Here is a 21,485-nt window from a genome sequence, read left to right on the forward strand (position 1 = left end):
CTATTTTTAAAGGAGCGTTTATATGGCAAAAAGTGTATATATTCATATACCTTTCTGTGTGAGAATTTGTACTTATTGTGATTTTAATAAGTTCTATATTGCTAATCAGCCGGTAGATGAGTACTTAGATTGTTTGATAAAAGAGATGTCAACGAGAAAAGATAAAGAAGTTGAAACTGTCTTTGTTGGTGGAGGTACGCCTACAGCATTATCTGAAGCACAACTTGAAAGATTACTGCAAGCTATTAACGATTTATTTGTGATTACAAAAGAGTATACATTTGAAGCTAATCCAGATGAATTAACAGAAGCAAAAATAAAATTACTCAAACAATATGGTGTGAACAGATTATCATTAGGTGTTCAAACATTTGATGATGAATTGTTAAAAGTATTAGGAAGAACTCATCATAGTGACGATATTGAAAAAGCCGTTACATTATCTAGAAAACATAAAATCCCTTCTGTAAGTTTAGATCTTATGTTTCATTTACCAGGTCAAACATTAGAACAATTTGATGATTCACTTAATAAGGCACAATCACTTGATGTAGATCATATTTCAAGTTATGCACTTATACTTGAACCTAAGACGCAATTCTACAATTTATATAGAAAAGGGCGTTTGAAATTACCTAATGAAGATTTAGGTGAAGAAATGTATCAACATTTGAAAAAGAAATTAGCAGACTCTAACCTTAATCAATATGAAATCTCTAACTTCTCGAAAGAAGGGCATGAATCTCTTCATAATAAAGTATATTGGAAAAATGAAGAATATTATGGTTTCGGTGCAGGTGCTCATGGTTATATTAATGGTGTACGCTATGGAAATATAAATCCGGTTAACCAATATATTAAGAAGTTAAAGAATGGTGAAATGCCTGTATTGCAAAGTACAGAAGTCTCATTGAAAGAACAAATGGAAGAAGAAATGTTTCTTGGATTAAGAATGACTAAAGGTGTGTCCAAAACTAAATTCCAAAATAAGTTTGACCAATCAATAGAAGATGTATTTGGTCAACATGTGAAAGAACTCATTGAACAAGAATTATTACTAGATGAACAAGACTATTTACGCTTAAGTAATCGCGGACAAATAATCGGAAATGAAGTGTTTGAGAAGTTTTTATTAAGCTAAAAATATGTATTAAAAAAAGATATAAAAATTGAATGCTTTAACGTTGACTTTCTTTGACCAATTTGATAAATTATAATTAGCACTTGGGAAGATAGAGTGCTAATCGAGGTGATGACATGATTACTGAGAGGCAATTACAAATTTTGAATGTAATTGTTGAGGATTATGTTGAGTTAGGACAACCAATTGGTTCTAAGTCGATTATTGAAAGGCATCAATTGCCGATTAGTCCAGCGACAGTTAGAAATGAAATGAAACAATTAGAAGATTTGAACCTTCTTGAGAAGACACATACGTCATCAGGTCGTATTCCTTCTGAACAAGGGATTAAGTATTATGTTAATCAATTACTTGAGTCTAAATCTCAAAGTAAGAAAAGCTTAAATTGGTTTGAACCTTTTCAAGATAAAAATCAATATGATGTAAACGCAATGCTTAAATGGTTAGCATTAGAAATTTCAAATCGATCACATTATACAACTGTAGTACTCGGACCGAATAAATTTTCAAGATTTATATTTGAAATTCATTTTGTGAGAGTCAGCCCAACTCATCTCATGGGCGTCATTGTATTTACAGATGGTTATGTAGAGAAAGTTCATATTCAAATTCATGAATCTTTAAATCAATTACAAATTGAGAAATTTATGAACTACTTAAACCAGTATTTTAAGCAAAATACTTTAACTACAATGATAAAAACGTTAGAATCATTATCGTTGTCATTCATTGATCAAGAATTTATTAATAATTTTAAACAAGCGTTATTAACGCAGATCAATGATCATAATGAAGAAATGTTTCTAGGTGGTAAGATGCACCTAATTGACGCGTTAGATGTAACAAATGTATCGATGATTCAATCGATTTTAAAATATCTTGAATCTGAACGTATCGCTCAATTTTTAAATGAAACATCAAATGATTCGATAAGTGTCAAAATTGGACAGGAAATTAATAAAGATTTACATGGTATTTCGATTATTAGTACCAATTATGAAATTTCTGGTGATATAACTGGTCATTTAGCCGTTATTGGTCCAACTGCAATGCATTATAACAAAGTGATTCAACTTTTGAATCATTTTTAAATAAGGAAAGAAAATGGAGGGCATGAAATGACGGAAGAAAAGCAAAATGAACAATTCGATGAAACAAATGATCAAACTCAATCTGTCGCTACTGAAGAAGTAGAAGCAAATGAAACTGAAGAAAATGTTGAAGAGGTTGAGCAAGATAAAGTAGTCGAAATTCCGGAAGCTGAACTCGAACAACTTAAACAAAAAGCAAATGAAGAAGAAGAAAAATACTTACGTTTATATGCTGAGTTTGAAAACTATAAACGTAGAATGAAACAAGAAGCAAGCATTACTAAAGATTATCAAGCACAACGTGTACTTACAGATGTATTACCTGCGCTAGATAATATGGACCGTGCACTTAAACAAGAAGGTGAGTCTGAAGACTTCTTAACTTTCAAAAAAGGTGTAGACATGGTTTATAACGATTTACTTAAATCATTAAAAGATAATGGTTTAGAAGAAATCGAATCTTACAACAAACCATTCGATCCAAATGTACATCAAGCAGTAATGCAAGATAACAATCCTGACTTTGAATCAGGTGTTGTAACTGAAGAGTTACAAAGAGGATATAAATTGAAAGATCGTGTTTTAAGACCAGCAATGGTTAAAGTAAACGAATAATGAACTCGATGATTAATTAATTATAAATTGGAGGAATAATTCTTATGAGTAAAGTAATAGGTATAGACTTAGGTACAACAAATTCAGTAGTTTCAGTATTAGAAGGTGGAGAACCTAAAGTAATCCAAAATCCAGAAGGTAACAGAACAACACCATCAGTTGTTGCATTTAAAGATGGTGAAACACAAGTTGGTGAAGTTGCTAAACGTCAAGCAGTAACTAACCCAAATACAATTCAATCAGTTAAACGTCATATGGGTACTGATTATAAAGAAAAAGTTGAAGATAAAGAATATACACCACAAGAAATCTCAGCTATGATTTTACAAAACTTAAAATCAACTGCTGAAAGTTATTTAGGTGAAAAAGTAACTAAAGCTGTTATTACAGTTCCAGCTTATTTCAATGACTCAGAACGTCAAGCAACTAAAGATGCTGGTAGAATCGCTGGTTTAGAAGTAGAACGTATTATTAACGAACCAACTGCAGCAGCATTAGCTTACGGTTTAGATAAAACTGAAACTGATCAAAAAGTATTAGTATTTGACCTTGGTGGTGGTACTTTCGACGTATCTATCCTTGAATTAGGTGACGGTGTATTCGAAGTATTAGCAACTGCAGGTGACAATAAACTTGGTGGTGACGATTTCGATGACGTTATCATTAAATATTTAGTTGAAGAATTCAAAAAAGAAAATGGCATAGATTTATCACAAGATAAAATGGCATTACAACGTCTTAAAGATGCTGCTGAAAAAGCTAAAAAAGACTTATCAGGCGTTTCTTCAACTCAAATTTCATTACCATTCATCTCTGGTGGCGCAAATGGTCCATTACACTTAGAAACAACACTTTCAAGAGCTAAATTTGAATCATTAACAAGCGATTTAGTAGAAAGAACAATGGGTCCAACTCGCCAAGCAATGAAAGATGCAGGATTATCTAATTCTGATATCGATGAAGTTATTTTAGTTGGTGGTTCAACTCGTATCCCAGCTGTTCAAGAAGCAATCAAAAAAGAAATCGGTAAAGAACCTAACAAAGGTGTTAACCCTGATGAAGTAGTAGCAATGGGTGCTGCAATTCAAGGTGGCGTAATCACTGGTGATGTTAAAGACGTAGTATTACTTGACGTTACACCATTATCATTAGGTATCGAAACTATGGGTGGCGTATCTACAGTATTAATCGAAAGAAATACAACAATTCCAACATCTAAATCTCAAGTGTTCTCTACTGCAGCTGACAACCAACCAGCAGTTGATATTCACGTGTTACAAGGTGAACGTCAATTAGCAGCAGATAACAAAACACTTGGTAGATTCCAATTAACGGATATTCCACCAGCTCCACGTGGTGTGCCACAAATTGAAGTATCATTTGATATCGATAAAAATGGTATCGTTAATGTAACTGCTAAAGATTTAGGTACTAACAAAGAACAAAAAATTACGATTGAATCAAGTTCATCATTATCAGATGAAGAAATCGATCGTATGGTTCAAGATGCAGAGAAAAATGCTGAAGCAGACAAAAAACGTCGTGAAGAAATCGATTTAAGAAATGAAGCAGACCAAATGGTATTTACTGTTGAAAAAACTTTAACTGATCTTGGCGATAACGTTGATGAAAGCGAAAAAGCTAAAGCTGAAGAAGCTAAAGAAGAATTGAAAAAAGCGCTTGAAGGTACTGATATAGAAGATATCAGAACTAAAAAAGATGCACTTCAAGAAATCGTACAACAATTATCTGTTAAAATGTATGAACAAGCTGCACAAGCACAACAAGGCGCTGAAGGCCAATCTACTTCAAACGATGATGACGTAGTTGATGCTGAATATACAGAAGTCAACGAAGACGATAAAAAATAATACTAATCATTAAAAAGTCAAAGTCAATGTGATTGGCTTTGACTTTTTTAATTCATATACGTATTATAAATCAGTGTGTAAAGGAGAGATTACATTGGCAAAAAGAGACTATTATGAAGTACTTGGCGTATCCAAAGATGCTTCTAAAGATGAAATAAAAAAAGCTTATCGTAAATTATCAAAAAAGTACCATCCTGATATCAATCAAGAAGAAGGTGCTGACGCAAAGTTTAAAGAAATTTCAGAAGCATATGAAGTGCTAAGCGATGAAAACAAACGTGCGCAATACGACAGATTCGGTCATAGTGGTCCGCAACAAGGATTCGGTGGATCACAAGGATTTGGAGGACAAGACTTCTCTGGATTCGGTGGCTTTGAAGATATATTCGGGTCATTCTTTGGTGGAGGTGGGGCTAGAAGAGATCCTAACGCTCCAAGACAAGGTGATGACTTACAATATAGCATGACATTAACATTTGAAGAAGCTGTATTTGGTACTGAAAAAGATATTACAGTTCGTAAAGATGTAGAATGTGATACATGTCATGGTAATGGTGCTAAACCTGGCACTAAGAAGAAAACTTGTACGTACTGTAACGGACAAGGTCATGTAACAGTTGAACAAAATACTATTCTAGGTAGAATGCAAACACAAAAAGTTTGTCCTGAATGTGAAGGTTCTGGACAAGTATTTGAAGAAAAATGTTCAGATTGTCATGGTAAAGGTACTCAAAACAAAAAAGTTACAATCAAAGTGAAAGTACCTGAAGGTGTAGATAACGACCAACAAATTCGCTTAGCTGGTAAAGGTGGTCCAGGTATAAATGGTGGACCTGCAGGCGATTTATATGTTGTGTTCAGAGTTAAACCACACAGTAAATTTAGACGTGATGGAGACAATATCTTCTATGATTTAAATCTTTCATTCCCACAAGCAGCGCTTGGTGATGAAATTACTGTTCCTACATTGACTGGAAATGTATCATTAACAGTTCCAGCAGGTACACAAACTGGTAAACAATTTAGATTGAGAGAAAAAGGTGTACAAAATGTTCACGGTTACGGTAAAGGTGATTACTTCGTAACTGTAAAAGTTGTAACACCAGATAAAATGACTGAAAGACAAGAAGAACTATTACGTGAGTTTGCTGAAATAGGTGGAGAAACAATTACAGAACAACCATCTAGCTTTAAAGACAAAGCCAAAAAGTTTTTTAAAGGAGAATAGCCTGTGAATTGGATTGAGTATTCTATCATGATAAATAGCGAAGCAGAACCAGAAGTTACAGCATTGTTAAATGAATTAGGTGCAAATGGTGTCGTAATTGAAGATTCAGCAGAATTAGAGAAAGAACATACAGATGTATACGGTGAGATTTATGAATTAAATCCCGCAGATTATCCTGATCACGATATTAGGGTTAAATGTTATTTTAATGAATTAGTATTTACGGATCAATTAGAACAAGAAATTCAAGAAACAATTGCAAATGTAAATGGCATCCAGTCAGAAATTTTATCGTTTGAGAAAACGGTTATTAAAGAATCAGATTGGGAAAATGAATGGAAAAATTATTTCCATCCGTTTAAAGCTTCTGAAAGATTTGCGATTGTTCCGAGTTGGAAACAAGAAGGATATCAAAATAACGAAGGTGATCTTTGCATCAAACTGGATCCAGGTATGGCTTTTGGTACAGGTGACCACCCAACAACAAGTATGTGTTTAAGACATATAGAAGAGGTTGTACAACCTCAACATAAAGTGATAGATGTTGGTACAGGTTCAGGTATTCTAAGCATAGCTTGTCATTTACTAGGGGTAAATGACATTAAAGCGGTGGATTTAGATGATTTAGCAATTAAAGTTGCTAAAGAAAACTTTGAAATCAATGATTGTGAAAAAGATATCATCGCAGATACTGGCAATTTGCTTACTGAAGAAACAGAACAATATGACGTGATCATTGCAAATATATTAGCGCATATTATTGATTTAATGATAGAAGATAGTTATGAAAGATTAAATGATAATGGCTACTTTATTACTTCAGGCATTATTGAAGAAAAATCCGATGAAATAATTGAAAAACTACAAAATACTGGTTATACTATCGAAAAAGTACTACGTGAAGATGGTTGGGTTTCAATACGAGCTAGAAAGTAGGAGAAATGATGCAAAGATATTTCTTACAAGAAAACGCTGAGTTAAATCAGCGTTTTTTTATACATAATACAGATGATATACATCATATTAAAAACGTGATGCGCAAAAGTATCGATCAAGAAATTATATTAACTTTTGAAGATCAAAAGTCGTTAATTTCAAAAATCATTGCTTTTCATGATGATAGCATTGAGTTAGAAACGATAGAAGACATAACAAGACAAACGGAACTACCTGTTGATATAACGATTGCGAGTGGGCTTATAAAAGGCGATAAATATGAATGGTTGCTTCAAAAAGCAACTGAAATGGGTGCGCATCATTTTATTGCTGTCCAATCCGAAAGATCTATTGTTAAATTAGACGCGAAAAAAATATCTAAAAAATTAGATAGATGGCAAAAAATTGTTAAAGAAGCTAGTGAACAAAGTATGAGACTTACAATACCAAGTATAAAGTATAAGTCGAATTTTAAATCAATTTATGATAATATGAATGAATATGATTATGTAATAATAGCTTATGAAGAAGAAGCTAAAAGTGGGGGAACAAGCAAATTTCATCAAATTGGTTCTAACCTTAAACATGGACAAAAGGTTTTAATGATATTTGGACCAGAAGGTGGATTAACTGAAAATGAAGTTAATCTTTATGATGATGCTATTAAGGTGAGTTTAGGACCTAGAATATTAAGAGCTGAAACCGCTCCATTGTATGCTTTAGCTGCTTTAAGCTATCAATTAGAATTAATGAGGTGAATAAAATTGGCTACAGTAGCATTCCATACGTTAGGTTGTAAAGTAAACCATTATGAAACTGAAGCAATTTGGCAATTATTTAAGGAAAATGATTACGAAAGAGTGGATTTTGAAACGAATGCTGACGTCTTTATCATTAATACTTGTACTGTAACAAATACAGGTGACAAGAAGAGTAGACAAGTGATTAGAAGAGCAATACGTAAAAATCCAGATGCAGTTGTTTGTGTAACAGGTTGTTATGCTCAAACATCTCCTGCTGAAATTATGGCAATTCCGGGCGTTGATATTGTTGTAGGTACTCAAGATAGACATAAACTTATTTCTTATATTGAGGACTATAAACAAAGTAGACAACCTATTAATGGTGTAGGTAATATTATGAAAAACAGAAAGTATGAAGAATTAGAAGTTCCATACTTTACTGACAGAACACGTGCATCATTAAAAATTCAAGAAGGCTGTAATAATTTCTGTACTTTCTGTATCATTCCATGGGCAAGAGGGTTAATGAGATCAAGAGATCCTGAACAAGTTGTAAGCCAAGCAACAACACTTGTAAATTCAGGATATAAAGAAATTGTTTTAACAGGTATTCATACAGGTGGATATGGTGAAGATTTAAAAGATTATAACTTGGCGCAATTATTAAGAGATTTAGAACAAGTTGAAAATCTTGAAAGAATTCGTATTTCATCTATAGAAGCGAGTCAGCTTACAGATGAAGTTATTGATGTTATCGATAAATCAACTAAAGTTGTAAGACATCTTCATATACCATTACAATCAGGTTCTGATACTGTATTGAAACGTATGAGAAGAAAATATACGATGGCACATTTCTCTGAAAGATTACAAAAATTGCATAAAGCTTTACCAGGTTTAGCTGTTACAAGTGATGTAATTGTTGGATTCCCTGCTGAAACTGAAGAAGAATTCCAAGAAACATATGACTTCATTGTTAAACATCAATTTTCTGAATTACACGTGTTCCCTTATTCTATGAGAACAGGAACACCAGCAGCTAGAATGACAGATCAAATTGATGAAGAAGTTAAAAATGAACGCGTACATCGTTTAATTGAATTATCTAATCAATTAGCTAAAGATTATGCTTCTAAATTTGATCAAACTGTATTAGAAGTGATACCTGAAGAAAAAGGTTCAACTGATGGTAAACTAGTCGGATATGCAGATAATTACATGAAGATTGAATTTGAAGGCGATGAATCATTAATTGGAGAATTAGTGAAAGTGAAAGTGATCACACCAGGTTATCCTATCAATAAAGGTAAACTTGTAAAAGTTGTGGATCATGCAACAAATAAAGACGAAAGATTAGTTGCATATTAATATTCATAACAAATGATTATTGACTTAAAAAATGACTTATTTTATAATGTTTAAGTACATAGTAATATATACTATGTAAATGACATATAAAGCTTTGTTGATATTTGGAGGGAGGGAAATACAGATGTCTAAAACAGTAGTTCGTAAAAACGAATCAATCGAAGATGCATTACGTCGCTTCAAACGTACAGTTTCAAAAAGCGGTACGATTCAAGAAGTGCGTAAACGTGAGTTCTATGAAAAACCAAGCGTTAAGCGTAAGAAGAAATCAGAAGCAGCACGTAAACGTAAATTTAAATAATTAATTTTTTATTGAACTCCCTCAATGAATATTAATTAATTATAATGAACAATTTTAACGTTGAACGTCATAAAGAACACATAAACAATATCGTTTATGTGTTCTTTTATTTATTTGAAAAACATTTAAGTTTATAAATTTAGAATATTATGTATATACGTTTTAGTTCACGGCTATTTTATTGTATAATAAATATGAGGGGTGAGATTATTGACATCAGGGTATGAATACATATTTGCTTATTTTCAGAGCAACTTGAATTTAGGTATTGTTTCAAGTCAAAGTATGTCGTCTATTGGTGAGTTTATTACAACGCCATTAGTCACATTGATACTGACTTGTATTATTTTTCTAGGTGCACTATATCAATTATATTCAGAACGTATTAATTTTGCGGGAATTTTAAGCTTTATTTGTACACTTATCTTTTTCATTGGCTACGTTTTAATTGATGAAATTAGTTTGATTTCTGTTTTACTTTTTGGGATCGGTGCATTATTAGTAATAATTGAATTATTTGTTATAGGAGCAGTACTAGGTATCCTTGGTTTTATTGCCATTATTGGTAGTTTTGTATTAGTTGGAGAAAATATCTTAACTATGGGTATGATTATTGCTGTAGCATTAATTCTAACAACGATAGAGTGGGTGATATTAGTGAAAGGATTTAATCGTAAAATACCATTCTTTGATAAAGTCATTCTTAGAGACTCTACAAATAAAGAATCTGGCTATACATCTCATGATGATAGAAGTCATTTGATTGGCAAACTATGTACAACATACACTGCATTGAGGCCCTCAGGAATTATACTTGTTGATGACGAAAGAATAGATGCTGTTTCAGATGGTAGTTTTATTCAGAAGGATAAGCAAGTTAAAATTGTACAGGTTGAAGGTACAAGAGTTGTCGTAAGAGAAATTTAATTTAGACAAGGAGAGAAATGCATATGTTATCAGGTTTAATTGCTTTTGTAATTATTGCTGTCATATTAATCGTACTACTTATGATTTTATTCTCATTTGTACCAGTAGGATTATGGATTTCAGCTATTGCAGCAGGCGTAAAAGTAGGTATTGGTACTTTAGTTGGTATGCGTTTGAGACGTGTATCACCTAGACGTGTTATTAACCCATTAATTAAAGCGCACAAAGCTGGTTTAGCATTAACAACGAACCAGTTAGAATCTCATTATCTTGCAGGAGGTAATGTTGATAGAGTAGTTGATGCAATTATTGCGGCTCAAAGAGCAGAAATCAACTTAGTATTTGAAAGAGGGGCAGCGATTGACTTAGCTGGTCGTGACGTTTTAGAAGCTGTTCAAATGTCCGTTAACCCTAAAGTAATTGAAACACCATTTATCTCAGGTGTAGCGATGAATGGTATCGAAGTAAAAGCAAAAGCTAGAATTACAGTTAGAGCGAACATTGACCGATTAGTCGGTGGTGCTGGTGAAGATACAATCATCGCACGTGTTGGTGAAGGTATTGTATCTACAATTGGTTCAAGTCAACATCACACTAAAGTACTTGAGAATCCAGATAGTATTTCACAAACAGTATTAAGTAAAGGTTTAGATTCAGGTACAGCATTTGAAATTCTATCAATTGATATTGCTGATGTAGATATCGGTAAAAACATTGGTGCAGACTTGCAAACTGAACAAGCACTTGCTGATAAAAATATTGCACAAGCTAAAGCCGAAGAACGTCGTGCAATGGCCGTTGCTACTGAGCAAGAAATGAAAGCAAGAGTACAAGAAATGCGTTCTAAAGTTGTTGAATCAGAAGCAGAAGTACCACTTGCAATGGCAGAAGCACTTAAATCAGGCAATTTAGGTGTTAAAGACTACTATAATTTAAAAAATATAGAAGCTGACACTGGCATGAGAGAAGCAATCAATAAGAGTACAAAGCCACAAGATTCTAATTCACCGAACCAATAAGAGAGGTGATTTAAAATGGAAATAGGCATTATCATCTTTGTTATTTGGGTTATTTTTAGTGTCGTGAGCGGTATAATCGAAGGCGCTTCTAAAAATAAAAAGAAAAATAAGCAACCTCAAACAAGACAAAGACAAAATCCAGTAAATAGACAAGCTGAAGATAAGAAAAAATCTGCTGAGCAAGAATTAAAAGAGTTAGTTAATAAGTATGAAACTTATAAACAAAAAGCAGAAACAAGTTCAACTGAACGAATGTCTGGCCATTATAAAAACTTAGCAGATCAACTTGCCAATCATCTTAAACAATATAATATAGATGTTGAAAAACCTGTTGTTCAAACACATAAAGTAGAACAACAACCAGAGCAAACTTCTAATGAACATGAGAATGCTTATATCAATCAGAAGAAAGAACAAATTCATAAAAATAGACCTAAAAAACAACAAGAATCAATCAAACAGCTATTGGCATACAGCCAAGAAGAGAAAAAGTCTTTAATGAATGTACAGCGTGAAAGTATAGCTGATGTTGAAAAAGAAGCAGAGCAAATTATCAACAACACGCAACTTTCAGAAAGAACGAGAAGAGCAATGGTTAAACAGCTCTATTTAAACAGTAAACATAAGTTTAATGATGAAGCAATCAATGTTGATGAAAACCAAGTCGTAAATGGTATCATTTGGTCAGAAATTTTAAAAAGACCGAATGAATTAAAATAACGATTATATAAACAGAACCTAATTAATTTTAGGTTCTGTTTTTTATTCACAAAAATACCATTTAGACTTACAATAAAGGTAGGATTCAAGAGGGTGTGATGAAAATGGTATTTAAGAAAAAGCAGAGTATATTATCTATTATCATTTCGATTTTATTATTTTTTATTGCTTTAATACCGCTTTTTATTAGTAATAAGTATTTAATAGTCATTTCTTTTATTCTCGTTTTTCTTATAATTTTAAACATTCTTTTTGAAAGATACACAATAAAAGAGCATTTTTTATCCATAAGAAGAGGATTATTCAAAAATCGTTATAATATCTTTGATATCGATCAAATTAATATGACTAAATCTATAGAAGGTAACAGCATGTTAGAAATTGTTTCAAAGGGTGAATTGGTCGAAAAAGTGAGTCCAATTGAAGAACGTGAGTTTATTATTACATTAATTCGAATTAATCCTAAAATTAAATTAAATAATAGCAATAGACTACATGAATATGAAAAAGTTAGAAATCTCATTATTGCACGTGAAAAACTAAATAATATACAAAATAAAGTGCATAAGATTGCACGTTACAATAAGGTTTGGTACATTTAAAGTGTCAACAATTCAACTTATAAAGGAGATATTTAATGCCTACATTAATTCAAATCGAGAATATGGATCAAGCTCAAGCTCTGTTGGGTAATGGGGATGAGCATATAAAGTATATTGAAAATGAACTCGAGGTGGATATATTAACACGTGGACAAGAAATTGCTGTCCGTGGTAAACGTATAGAAAATGTTGAAAAAGCTGAAAAAGTATTATTGAACTTACTAAAAGTAATCGAGAGTGGTGCGAGTATAACGATTAATGATGTACAAGCAGCGGTTAAAATGGCTGACAAAGGAACAATCGATCAACTGATTAATTTATATGATGAAGAAATCACTAAAGATAGTAATGGTAAAATAATAAGAGCTAAAACAATGGGTCAAAGAGTATATATCAATAATATAAAGAACAATGACTTAGTATTCGGTATAGGTCCAGCAGGTACAGGGAAGACGTTCTTAGCTGTTGTAATGGCTGCAAGGGCATTGCGTCTAGGACAAGTGAAACGTATCGTATTAACGCGTCCTGCAGTTGAAGCGGGGGAATCATTAGGTTTCTTACCAGGTGATTTAAAAGAAAAAGTAGACCCTTATTTAAGACCTTTATATGATGGGCTTCATACAGTGTTAGGAACTGAGCAAACATCACGTTTAATTGAACGAGGCACGATTGAAATTGCACCACTTGCTTATATGAGAGGTCGAACATTAGATGATGCGTTTGTAATCCTAGATGAAGCACAAAATACAACTCACCCACAGATGAAGATGTTCTTAACAAGATTAGGTTTCGGTTCAAAAATGGTTGTAACAGGTGACCGTACACAAATCGATTTACCTAAAGGTGTGAAAAGTGGATTAATTGAAGCTGATCAACGACTAAGTGGTGTCAAAGGGATAGCAATGACTTACTTAGAACAAACAGACGTTGTGAGACACCCATTAGTAGGTAAAATAATAAACGCATACGAAGAGGAGAAATAATATGCTAACAATGGATTTTATAGATGAGCAACAAGTAATTGATGAAGATACAAAAAATCAAATTGAATCATTGCTCACTTTTGCTGCTAAAAAGGAAAATATTACTGAAGAAGCAGAACTTTCAATTTCATTTGTCGATGAAGAAGAGATTCAAGCTATCAATCGTGATTATCGCGATAAAGATAAAGTAACAGATGTTATTTCATTTTCTTTAGAAGAAGATGAGCCTGAAATAGAAGGCTTAGATATGCCTAGAGTGTTAGGTGATATTATCATCTGTCTTGAAGTTGCTAAAGAGCAAGCTGAGTCTTATAATCATAGTTTGAGTAGAGAATTAGGATTTTTAGCATTACATGGATTTTTACATTTACTAGGTTATGATCATATGACTGAAGAAGATGAAAAAGAAATGTTTTCTCGACAAGATGAAATATTAAATGAATTTGGATTAACACGTGAATAAATTTGTAAATCGCTTTAAATTTCCTTTAGCAGGTTTAGTGACCATTCTCAAAAAAGATAAAAACTTTTTATTACATCTTATATTCGCTGTACTTGTATTGATTGTTAGTTTAATATTAAATCTCAATACATTTGAATGGTTATGGATTTTATTTGCAATATTTAGTGTACTCATTGTAGAGGTTCTCAATACTTCTATAGAGTATGTAGTAGATATGTTTACGGATGAATATAACTTACTCGCTAAACATGCTAAAGATACAGCCGCTTTAGCCGTTTTATTAACATCAATAATGGCTGCAATAATCGGGATAATGATTTTTTTACCAAAAATTATATAAACATATAGGGGGAAATGGTATGGAATTCAAACAAGAGTGGTATGAAGGCGCAAGAGAAGCACAAAAGAGAGCATATACACCATATTCTAAATTTAACGTAGGTGCATATCTAGTTACGAAAGATGGTAAAGCTTATTATGGTGCTAACATTGAAAATGCAGCTTACCCATCAACAATTTGTGCTGAGAGATCTGCACTTGTTGCAGCAATGTCAGATGGGTATAGACCGGGAGACTTCAAATGTATTACAGTTACAGTAGATGCTGATAAACCATCATCTCCATGTGGCACATGCAGACAAGTGTTAAAAGAGTTATGTGATGATGACATGCCAGTATTTTTAACACATCAAACAAATGAAAGAATTGAAACTACAGTTAATGAATTATTACCTTTAGGTTTCTCAGGAAAGGATCTAGAATAAATGAATGAATTTAAATCAGGGTTTATATCTATTATAGGTAGACCTAATGTTGGTAAATCTACTTTTATGAATAAAGTTATTGGTCATAAAGTAGCGATAATGTCTGATAAAGCACAAACGACTCGAAACAAAGTGCAAGGTGTATTAACAACTGATGATGCTCAAATGATTTTTATTGATACACCAGGTATTCATAAACCTAAACATGCTTTAGGTGACTACATGATGAAAATCGCTAAAAATACTTTGAAAGAAGTAGACTTAATCATGTTTATGGTTAATGTTGATGAAAGTATCGGTAAAGGCGATGAATACATTATCGAATTGTTGAAACAAACGAAAACACCAGTATTTTTGGTGTTAAATAAAATAGATTTAATTCACCCTGATCAACTTTTAGTTGAAATTGAAAAGTACCAAAAAACAATGGATTTTGCAGAAATTATTCCAATTTCAGCATTAGAAGGGTTAAACATTGAGACACTACTAGAACAATTTAAAAAGTACCTTGAAGAAGGTCCGATGTACTATCCTAAAGACCAAATTTCTGATCACCCAGAACAATTTGTTGTTGCTGAGTTGATAAGAGAGAAAGCATTACACCTTACGAATCAAGAAATTCCGCATGCTATCGGTGTGAACGTCGATAAAATGACAAAAGCAGAAGGTGAGAAAGTCCAAGTAGAAGCAACAATTTATGTTGAAAGAGACTCACAAAAAGGTATTGTCATTGGTAAAGGCGGCAAGATGCTTAAAGAAATAGGTAAACGTGCAAGAAGAGATATTGAAATGCTACTTGGCTCAAAAGTATACTTGGATTTATGGGTTAAAGTACAAAAAGATTGGCGTAATAAACCTAATTTCATTAAACAAATTGGTTATAGAGAAGACGAGTATTAAGTAGAATGGAGGCGATGATATAATGCTTTATAAACAAGAAGGATTTGTCATTCGCTCTGTAGATTATGGTGAAAACAATAAAATCATCACAATATTAAATGAACACGGTCATAAAGTTCCATTAATGGCGCGTGGTGCTAAAAAAACAAGTCATCCACTACAAGGTGCTACTCAGCCCTTTGTACATGGCTTGTTTATTTTTTCGAAGTTTAAAGGAATGGGCACATTATCATCGGCTGATATTATAAACAGTAATAGAACGATGCAATCTGATATCTTTAAAAGTGCATATGGTGCATATTGTATAGAAGTCGTAGATAAGGCGTTAGAAGCGGAAGAACATGATGTATTCTTTTATGAATTATTGTTAGGTGTATTCCAAGCAGTAGAAAGAGGCGTTGATGCAGATACGATGAGTATGATTGTTGCGTTGAAATGTATGCCTAAATATGGTTATGAACCAACTTTTAATGCGTGCGTCGTAACAGGAGATATGGATCAACAGCAATTAAATGCTTATAGTTTCAAGTACAATGGACCACTTAGCAATCAAGCATTAATACATGATGAACATGCATATCGAATATCTAATAGAGCATTATATTTTATGAATCTTATGTATCAATTGCCGATCAAACATTTAAATAGCTTTAAAATAAACGAACAAGTCAAAAAAGAAATACAAACATTAATCGATAACATGTATGACGAATACGTCGGTGTAGTATTTAGAACCAAAAAATTACTCAACCAACTCGAAAACTTGAAAATGTAGATGTCTTATGTGAAGTGTTTCGTAATGGCTTCTTAACAACTAAACATAAAAAAAACAGAGCAAAACTTAATTTATAAGTTTTGCTCTGTTTTTTGTTTAGTATTAGAATCTAATTTTTTCAGCTAAGAAGTTTTCAACTTCATCAATTGGCATACGTACTTGTTCCATTGTGTCTCTGTCACGTACTGTAACTTGGTTGTCTTCTAATGAATCGAAGTCAAATGTGATACAGTATGGTGTACCAATTTCATCTTGTCTACGGTAACGTTTACCGATTGATTGTGACTCATCAAAGTCGATTGCAAATCTTTCACTTAATTTTTCATATACTTTAATAGCATCTGGTGAAAGTTTTTTGCTTAATGGTAAGATTGCTGCTTTATATGGTGCTAAAGCAGGGTGGAAATGCAATACTGTACGTTGATCTTTCTCACCTTCATTTTCTTCTTCGTATGCATCACATAAGAATGCTAATGTTACACGGTCAGCACCTAATGATGGTTCGATACAGTAAGGGATGAATTTTTCATTTGTTTCTTGATCGTGATATTTGAAGTCTTCACCACTGAATTCACTATGTTGTTTTAAGTCGTAATCTGTTCTTGAAGCGATACCCCAAAGTTCTCCCCAACCAAATGGGAATTTATATTCGATATCAGTTGTTGCATTTGAGTAGTGACTTAATTCATCTTCGTCATGGTCACGTAATTTTGTATTTTCTTCTTTAATACCTAAATCTTTTAACCATTTTGCAGCGAAGTCTTTCCAGTAATTTTGCCATTCAATTTCAGTACCAGGTTTACAGAAGAATTCAAGTTCCATTTGTTCGAATTCTCTTGTTCTGAAGATGAAGTTACCAGGTGTAATTTCGTTTCTGAATGATTTACCAACTTGCGCAATACCGAATGGTAATTTTTTACGCATAGAACGTTGAACGTTTTTATAGTTTACGAAAATACCTTGTGCAGTTTCAGGACGTAAGAAAATTTCGTTTGTTGAAGATTCAGTAACACCTTGGAATGTTTTGAACATTAAGTTGAATTGACGAATGTCTGTCCAGTTAGCTGTACCACTTTCAGGACAAGTGATGCCTTTATCATCAATTAATTGTTTCATTTCATCAAAGCTCATACCGTCAGCGATAAAGTTCTCATCACCTTCAACATTATGCATGTAATCTTCAATTAATTTATCTGCTCTGTAACGAATTTTAGAATCTTTGTTGTCTATCATTGGATCGTTAAAGTTTGATAAGTGACCTGAAGCTTCCCAAGTTCTCGGGTTCATTAAAATAGCTGCATCTAGTCCAACGTTGTATGGAGATTGTTGAACAAATTTTTGCCACCATGCTTTTTTGATGTTATTTTTTAGTTCAACACCAAGTGGACCATAGTCCCAAGTGTTTGCTAAACCACCATAAATTTCACTACCAGGGAATACAAACCCTCTATGTTTTGCTAATGTTACTACCTTATCCATATCTTTTGCCATAAAAATTCACTCCTCAATTAAATTAAAAAAGCCCCAAGACATCATCAAATAATGCCTTGGGACGAGTATATTACCCGCGGTTCCACCCAAATTAGTGTAGCCACTCACTTTTTATAAAATTTTGTAAGCCAAAACTTTAATGTTAAGCTTTCACCATCCTTAACTCGCTTTTATTTCAAAGTTAATTAAAATATAGCATGGTATGGGAGAGTTATCAAGTGAAAACAGATATTCAAATTGAGCAATATTTGCGTTACATGTTATAATTAATCTATCTGAATTGTGTTCGAAGGGGTGAGAGCAATCGAATTAAATCAAAGACAAGAACAAATTGTACAAATTGTTAAGAACAATGGACCCATTACAGGAGAAAAAATAGCTGAACGACTAAATTTAACAAGAGCAACTTTAAGACCAGATTTAGCAATTTTAACAATGGCAGGTTATCTTGATGCAAGACCTAGAGTAGGATATTTTTATACAGGGAAATCAAGTACACAATTGTTAAGTGATTCAATTAAAAAAATGACCGTAAAAGAATCGATGGCGATACCAGTCGTAATAGAAGAAAGTATTTCTGTATATGAAGCAATATGTAAGATGTTTTTAGAAGATGTTGGCACATTATTTGTCATAAATAAAGAAGGCAATTTAATCGGCGTTTGTTCGAGAAAAGATTTACTGAGAGCTGCAATAGGTGGTCAAAGTTTAAAAGATACGCCAGTTAGTATTAATATGAGTAGAATGCCAAACATAACAGTATGTTTAGAAGATGACTTATTGATTTATGCAGCTAAATTATTAATTGATAAACAAATAGATGCAATACCAGTTGTCAAAAAACTTAAAGGCGACAAAATGAAAGTTAAAGGCAGAATTACAAAAACAACGATCACAAGAGCATTTGTTTCGCTTATTGAAGATGAGTAGGAGGAATTAGTTAAATGGAAGAGATAAGAATAATTATAGCATCCGATTCAGTAGGAGAAACGGCAGAGCTTGTTACGAAAGCATGTACGTCTCAATATAAGACAGAAGGAAATGCTTTAGATATTGTAAGATTACCGTATATAGAGAATGAAAGTAATATTAATGAAGTCGTATCATTAGCATTAGAGCAAAAATCAATAGTTGTTTATACATTGGTTAAACCAGAAATGCGATTATACTTAAAAGAAAAATTAGAAGAAAATAATATACAAAATGTAGACATTATGGGTCCATTGATGAGCATATTAAGCAATGAACTTAATGAAGCCCCACTTAATGAGCCAGGCAATATTCATAAATTAGATGAAGACTATTTCAAGAAAATAGAAGCAATCGAATTTGCGGTTAAATATGATGATGGTAGAGATCCACGTGGTTTACCAAAAGCTGATATCATTCTTATAGGTGTATCTAGAACTTCAAAAACACCATTGTCGCAATACTTGGCACATAAACGATATAAAGTAATGAATGTCCCATTAGTGCCTGAAGTTGCACCACCAGAAGGATTATTTGAAATAGATCCTAAAAAATGTATCGCTTTAAAAATTAATCAAAAAAACCTTAATGCGATTAGAAGAGCAAGATTAATTCAATTAGGTTTAAGTGATGATGCTAATTATGCGAAAGATGACAGAATCGAAGAAGAATTAAGATACTTCGAGGAAATTGTTGAGAAAATTGGTTGTCCTGTACTAGATGTTTCTGACAAAGCAATAGAAGAAACAGCAAATGACATTATTAAAATCATTACACAACAAAACCGTTAAAGGGTGACAGGATGCGTATAGAACAAGAACTCATTAATGAAATACGAGAGAAGAATGACATATTAGATGTCGTAAGTGAATATGTGAAACTAGAAAAAAGAGGACGTAATTATATAGGATTATGTCCTTTCCATGATGAAAAGACACCTTCTTTTTCAGTATCTGAAGATAAACAAATTTGTCATTGCTTTGGTTGTAAGAAAGGCGGCAATGTTTTTCAATTCATTCAAGAAATTAAAGGAATATCATTTGTTGATGCAGTCAGAGAACTTGGTGATAAAGTAGATATTCATATTGAAAAGCAAGAAACAGCACCAACTGAAGGTATTGTGGATGATCATATCAAAATGATTGAAATGCATGAGTTGATGGCAAATAACTACCATTATATATTAAAGCATACTGAAGAAGGTGAGGCAGCATTAAACTATTTGAAATCAAGAGGATTTACTGAAGAATTGATTAATGATAGAAAAATTGGATATGCACCAAACCATTCGAAATTCACGCATGACTTTTTAGAGAAAAATGGTTATGATGCTGTACTTGCATATGAAGCAGGTTTGTTAAGCCGAAATGATGAAACGTTTGATTATTTTGACCGATTCAGAGATAGAATCATCTTTCCGTTGTTGAATTTCCAAGGTAAGACAGTTGGTTTCTCTGGTCGAACGTATACCGATCAATCGCCGAAATATTTAAACAGTCCAGAAACACCAATATTCCAGAAAAGAAAAATGTTATACAACATTGATCGCGCAAGGAAATTTATAAGACAAAATGATGAAGTCATTTTGTTAGAAGGATTTATGGATGTTATCAAATCATTTGAAGCGGATATTAAACAAGTTGTAGCAACAATGGGTACAGCATTATCTAGAGAACACGTTACGATGGTCAAAAAACTGGCATCTAATGTAACTTTACTGTATGATGGAGATTTCGCAGGGAAAGAAGCTGCCATAAATGTTGGTAAAGACTTATTAAATGAAGGCTTAAATGTCTTTGTTGTCAATTTACCAAAAACGATGGACCCTGATGATTATATTACAGAATACGGAAGTGATGCTTTCAAATCATTTGTTGAAGGGCAAAAACAATCATATGTTGCATTTAAAGCGCAACAATTATATTATGCCAACGAAAATAATGATTTAAAACATGAACAACATATTGAAGAGTTGATTCATGACATCAATCTGATTCAATCGGAATTTTTAAGAAAAAAAGTATTGCAACAAGTAGCAGATTTGTATAAAGTAGATGTTAACAGTCTAAAAAATCGACTTTCGCCTAATATTGTTCAAAATTATACCGATTATAATAATTTCGTTCCTGAAATGAAGGAAAAAAAACTTGATAAAGTCGGTAGAGCAGAGCAAGCGTTGTTAAAACATTTTATGAATCATAAACAGCTATTTTTAGAATATCATTCTAGGATTAATCAAGAAGACTTCACTTCATTGAATAATAGAGTGATTTTTTCACGTTTAAATGGGTATTATAAGAATAACGATGTTTTTAACATAAGTGATTTTTCAAGTTACATTGAAGAACATCAAATCATTGAAACGGTTATGTATCTAGATTCATTGCTCATCAATGATGAACCAGAGACAGAAGAAATCGAAGACTACATTAGGATTATCAGTCCTAACGAACACAAAGAAAATTCCATAGAATATTTGAATCAACAATTGAATAAAGCAATGCAAGCAGGCGATATCGCACTGCAAAGGCAATATTTAGAACAAATTGTACAATATAATCGGAATAGAATGTAAGAG

Annotated in this window: 23 protein-coding genes; 22 read left to right on the forward strand and 1 reads right to left on the reverse strand. The window is 32.6% G+C overall.

Going from position 1 to position 21,485, the window contains the following annotated elements; genetic code table 11:
- Positions 1-22 precede the first annotated feature (22 nt).
- The 19 genes from hemW (at position 23) to recO (ending at position 16,447) form a co-directional block, all read left to right on the forward strand.
- The gene (gene hemW, locus LQ611_RS02685; RefSeq protein ID WP_103360663.1) at positions 23-1,141 is read left to right on the forward strand and encodes a radical SAM family heme chaperone HemW; all 1,119 of its coding nucleotides are present in this window, start codon (positions 23-25) and stop codon (positions 1,139-1,141) included.
- A gap of 116 nt (positions 1,142-1,257) precedes the next feature.
- On the forward strand, positions 1,258-2,232 hold the full coding sequence (gene hrcA, locus LQ611_RS02690) for a heat-inducible transcriptional repressor HrcA (RefSeq protein ID WP_103360662.1): 975 nt from the start codon (positions 1,258-1,260) through the stop codon (positions 2,230-2,232).
- A gap of 27 nt (positions 2,233-2,259) precedes the next feature.
- Positions 2,260-2,847: a nucleotide exchange factor GrpE gene (gene grpE / locus LQ611_RS02695; protein WP_103360661.1), complete on the forward strand. Its 588-nt coding sequence runs from the start codon at positions 2,260-2,262 to the stop codon at positions 2,845-2,847.
- Positions 2,848-2,891: 44 nt separating this feature from the next.
- On the forward strand, positions 2,892-4,718 hold the full coding sequence (gene dnaK / locus LQ611_RS02700; protein WP_103360660.1) for a molecular chaperone DnaK: 1,827 nt from the start codon (positions 2,892-2,894) through the stop codon (positions 4,716-4,718).
- A gap of 94 nt (positions 4,719-4,812) precedes the next feature.
- Entirely contained in the window at positions 4,813-5,946 is a 1,134-nt protein-coding gene (gene dnaJ, locus LQ611_RS02705; RefSeq protein ID WP_103360659.1) for a molecular chaperone DnaJ, read from the forward strand.
- 3 nt (positions 5,947-5,949) lie between these two features.
- The gene (prmA, locus tag LQ611_RS02710; protein WP_103360658.1) at positions 5,950-6,882 is read left to right on the forward strand and encodes a 50S ribosomal protein L11 methyltransferase; all 933 of its coding nucleotides are present in this window, start codon (positions 5,950-5,952) and stop codon (positions 6,880-6,882) included.
- 8 nt (positions 6,883-6,890) lie between these two features.
- On the forward strand, positions 6,891-7,640 hold the full coding sequence (locus tag LQ611_RS02715) for a 16S rRNA (uracil(1498)-N(3))-methyltransferase (RefSeq protein ID WP_103360657.1): 750 nt from the start codon (positions 6,891-6,893) through the stop codon (positions 7,638-7,640).
- Between the two features lie 6 nt (positions 7,641-7,646).
- Positions 7,647-8,993, forward strand: coding sequence for a tRNA (N(6)-L-threonylcarbamoyladenosine(37)-C(2))-methylthiotransferase MtaB (gene mtaB, locus LQ611_RS02720; protein WP_103360656.1), 1,347 nt, complete (start codon positions 7,647-7,649; stop codon positions 8,991-8,993).
- 124 nt (positions 8,994-9,117) lie between these two features.
- Complete coding sequence (gene rpsU, locus LQ611_RS02725; RefSeq protein WP_016998564.1) at positions 9,118-9,294, forward strand: 30S ribosomal protein S21; 177 nt, start codon at positions 9,118-9,120, stop codon at positions 9,292-9,294.
- 210 nt (positions 9,295-9,504) lie between these two features.
- A complete protein-coding gene (locus LQ611_RS02730; protein WP_103360655.1) occupies positions 9,505-10,221 on the forward strand; it encodes an NfeD family protein in 717 nt (238 codons plus the stop codon).
- A gap of 23 nt (positions 10,222-10,244) precedes the next feature.
- Entirely contained in the window at positions 10,245-11,240 is a 996-nt protein-coding gene (floA, locus tag LQ611_RS02735) for a flotillin-like protein FloA (RefSeq protein WP_025904203.1), read from the forward strand.
- A gap of 15 nt (positions 11,241-11,255) precedes the next feature.
- Entirely contained in the window at positions 11,256-11,960 is a 705-nt protein-coding gene (locus tag LQ611_RS02740; RefSeq protein ID WP_103360654.1) for a hypothetical protein, read from the forward strand.
- Positions 11,961-12,058: 98 nt separating this feature from the next.
- Positions 12,059-12,562 (forward strand): PH domain-containing protein, encoded by a 504-nt coding sequence (locus tag LQ611_RS02745; protein ID WP_239709325.1) that lies wholly within the window; start codon positions 12,059-12,061, stop codon positions 12,560-12,562.
- A 35-nt stretch (positions 12,563-12,597) separates the two neighbouring features.
- Complete coding sequence (locus LQ611_RS02750) at positions 12,598-13,545, forward strand: PhoH family protein (protein ID WP_037588335.1); 948 nt, start codon at positions 12,598-12,600, stop codon at positions 13,543-13,545.
- A 1-nt stretch (position 13,546) separates the two neighbouring features.
- Positions 13,547-14,008, forward strand: a complete 462-nt coding sequence (gene ybeY, locus LQ611_RS02755) for an rRNA maturation RNase YbeY (protein WP_025904199.1) — start codon at positions 13,547-13,549, stop codon at positions 14,006-14,008.
- The gene (locus tag LQ611_RS02760) at positions 14,001-14,348 is read left to right on the forward strand and encodes a diacylglycerol kinase family protein (protein ID WP_107565597.1); all 348 of its coding nucleotides are present in this window, start codon (positions 14,001-14,003) and stop codon (positions 14,346-14,348) included. The genes ybeY and LQ611_RS02760 overlap by 8 nt, the downstream gene beginning before the upstream one ends.
- A 19-nt stretch (positions 14,349-14,367) precedes the next feature.
- Positions 14,368-14,772, forward strand: coding sequence for a cytidine deaminase (cdd, locus tag LQ611_RS02765; RefSeq protein WP_025904197.1), 405 nt, complete (start codon positions 14,368-14,370; stop codon positions 14,770-14,772).
- A complete protein-coding gene (gene era, locus LQ611_RS02770) occupies positions 14,773-15,672 on the forward strand; it encodes a GTPase Era (protein WP_037588330.1) in 900 nt (299 codons plus the stop codon).
- A 22-nt stretch (positions 15,673-15,694) separates the two neighbouring features.
- Positions 15,695-16,447, forward strand: coding sequence for a DNA repair protein RecO (gene recO, locus LQ611_RS02775; protein WP_103360652.1), 753 nt, complete (start codon positions 15,695-15,697; stop codon positions 16,445-16,447).
- Positions 16,448-16,549: 102 nt separating this feature from the next.
- Here the strand turns inward: recO and LQ611_RS02780 are convergent, their stop codons facing one another.
- The gene (locus tag LQ611_RS02780) at positions 16,550-17,938 is read right to left on the reverse strand and encodes a glycine--tRNA ligase (protein ID WP_025904194.1); all 1,389 of its coding nucleotides are present in this window, start codon (positions 17,936-17,938) and stop codon (positions 16,550-16,552) included.
- A gap of 294 nt (positions 17,939-18,232) precedes the next feature.
- Between LQ611_RS02780 and ccpN the strand changes: the two genes are divergently transcribed.
- From ccpN to dnaG, 3 genes are read left to right on the forward strand one after another with little or no spacing between them, the layout of a single operon-like run.
- Positions 18,233-18,868: a transcriptional regulator CcpN gene (gene ccpN / locus LQ611_RS02785; RefSeq protein ID WP_037588327.1), complete on the forward strand. Its 636-nt coding sequence runs from the start codon at positions 18,233-18,235 to the stop codon at positions 18,866-18,868.
- A 14-nt stretch (positions 18,869-18,882) separates the two neighbouring features.
- Positions 18,883-19,698 (forward strand): pyruvate, water dikinase regulatory protein, encoded by an 816-nt coding sequence (locus LQ611_RS02790; protein ID WP_025904192.1) that lies wholly within the window; start codon positions 18,883-18,885, stop codon positions 19,696-19,698.
- Between the two features lie 11 nt (positions 19,699-19,709).
- On the forward strand, positions 19,710-21,482 hold the full coding sequence (dnaG, locus tag LQ611_RS02795; protein WP_037588322.1) for a DNA primase: 1,773 nt from the start codon (positions 19,710-19,712) through the stop codon (positions 21,480-21,482).
- Positions 21,483-21,485 lie beyond the last annotated feature (3 nt).

This window comes from Mammaliicoccus sp. L-M44 (genome assembly GCF_022386355.1).
Taxonomy (GTDB): domain Bacteria; phylum Bacillota; class Bacilli; order Staphylococcales; family Staphylococcaceae; genus Mammaliicoccus; species Mammaliicoccus sciuri_A.

Excerpts from the sequence above, each read along its gene's own strand:
- ybeY (WP_025904199.1), top strand. The coding sequence starts at position 13,547 with ATGCTAACAATGGATTTTATAGATGAGCAACAAGTAATTGATGAAGAT.
- hemW (WP_103360663.1), top strand. The coding sequence starts at position 23 with ATGGCAAAAAGTGTATATATTCATATACCTTTCTGTGTGAGAATTTGT.
- era (WP_037588330.1), top strand. The coding sequence starts at position 14,773 with ATGAATGAATTTAAATCAGGGTTTATATCTATTATAGGTAGACCTAAT.
- LQ611_RS02740 (WP_103360654.1), top strand. The coding sequence starts at position 11,256 with ATGGAAATAGGCATTATCATCTTTGTTATTTGGGTTATTTTTAGTGTC.
- hrcA (WP_103360662.1), top strand. The coding sequence starts at position 1,258 with ATGATTACTGAGAGGCAATTACAAATTTTGAATGTAATTGTTGAGGAT.
- LQ611_RS02715 (WP_103360657.1), top strand. The coding sequence starts at position 6,891 with ATGCAAAGATATTTCTTACAAGAAAACGCTGAGTTAAATCAGCGTTTT.
- grpE (WP_103360661.1), top strand. The coding sequence starts at position 2,260 with ATGACGGAAGAAAAGCAAAATGAACAATTCGATGAAACAAATGATCAA.
- cdd (WP_025904197.1), top strand. The coding sequence starts at position 14,368 with ATGGAATTCAAACAAGAGTGGTATGAAGGCGCAAGAGAAGCACAAAAG.
- LQ611_RS02780 (WP_025904194.1), bottom strand. The coding sequence starts at position 17,938 with ATGGCAAAAGATATGGATAAGGTAGTAACATTAGCAAAACATAGAGGG.
- LQ611_RS02790 (WP_025904192.1), top strand. The coding sequence starts at position 18,883 with ATGGAAGAGATAAGAATAATTATAGCATCCGATTCAGTAGGAGAAACG.
- floA (WP_025904203.1), top strand. The coding sequence starts at position 10,245 with ATGTTATCAGGTTTAATTGCTTTTGTAATTATTGCTGTCATATTAATC.
- dnaG (WP_037588322.1), top strand. The coding sequence starts at position 19,710 with ATGCGTATAGAACAAGAACTCATTAATGAAATACGAGAGAAGAATGAC.
- LQ611_RS02745 (WP_239709325.1), top strand. The coding sequence starts at position 12,059 with ATGAAAATGGTATTTAAGAAAAAGCAGAGTATATTATCTATTATCATT.
- rpsU (WP_016998564.1), top strand. The coding sequence starts at position 9,118 with ATGTCTAAAACAGTAGTTCGTAAAAACGAATCAATCGAAGATGCATTA.
- dnaK (WP_103360660.1), top strand. The coding sequence starts at position 2,892 with ATGAGTAAAGTAATAGGTATAGACTTAGGTACAACAAATTCAGTAGTT.
- recO (WP_103360652.1), top strand. The coding sequence starts at position 15,695 with ATGCTTTATAAACAAGAAGGATTTGTCATTCGCTCTGTAGATTATGGT.
- LQ611_RS02750 (WP_037588335.1), top strand. The coding sequence starts at position 12,598 with ATGCCTACATTAATTCAAATCGAGAATATGGATCAAGCTCAAGCTCTG.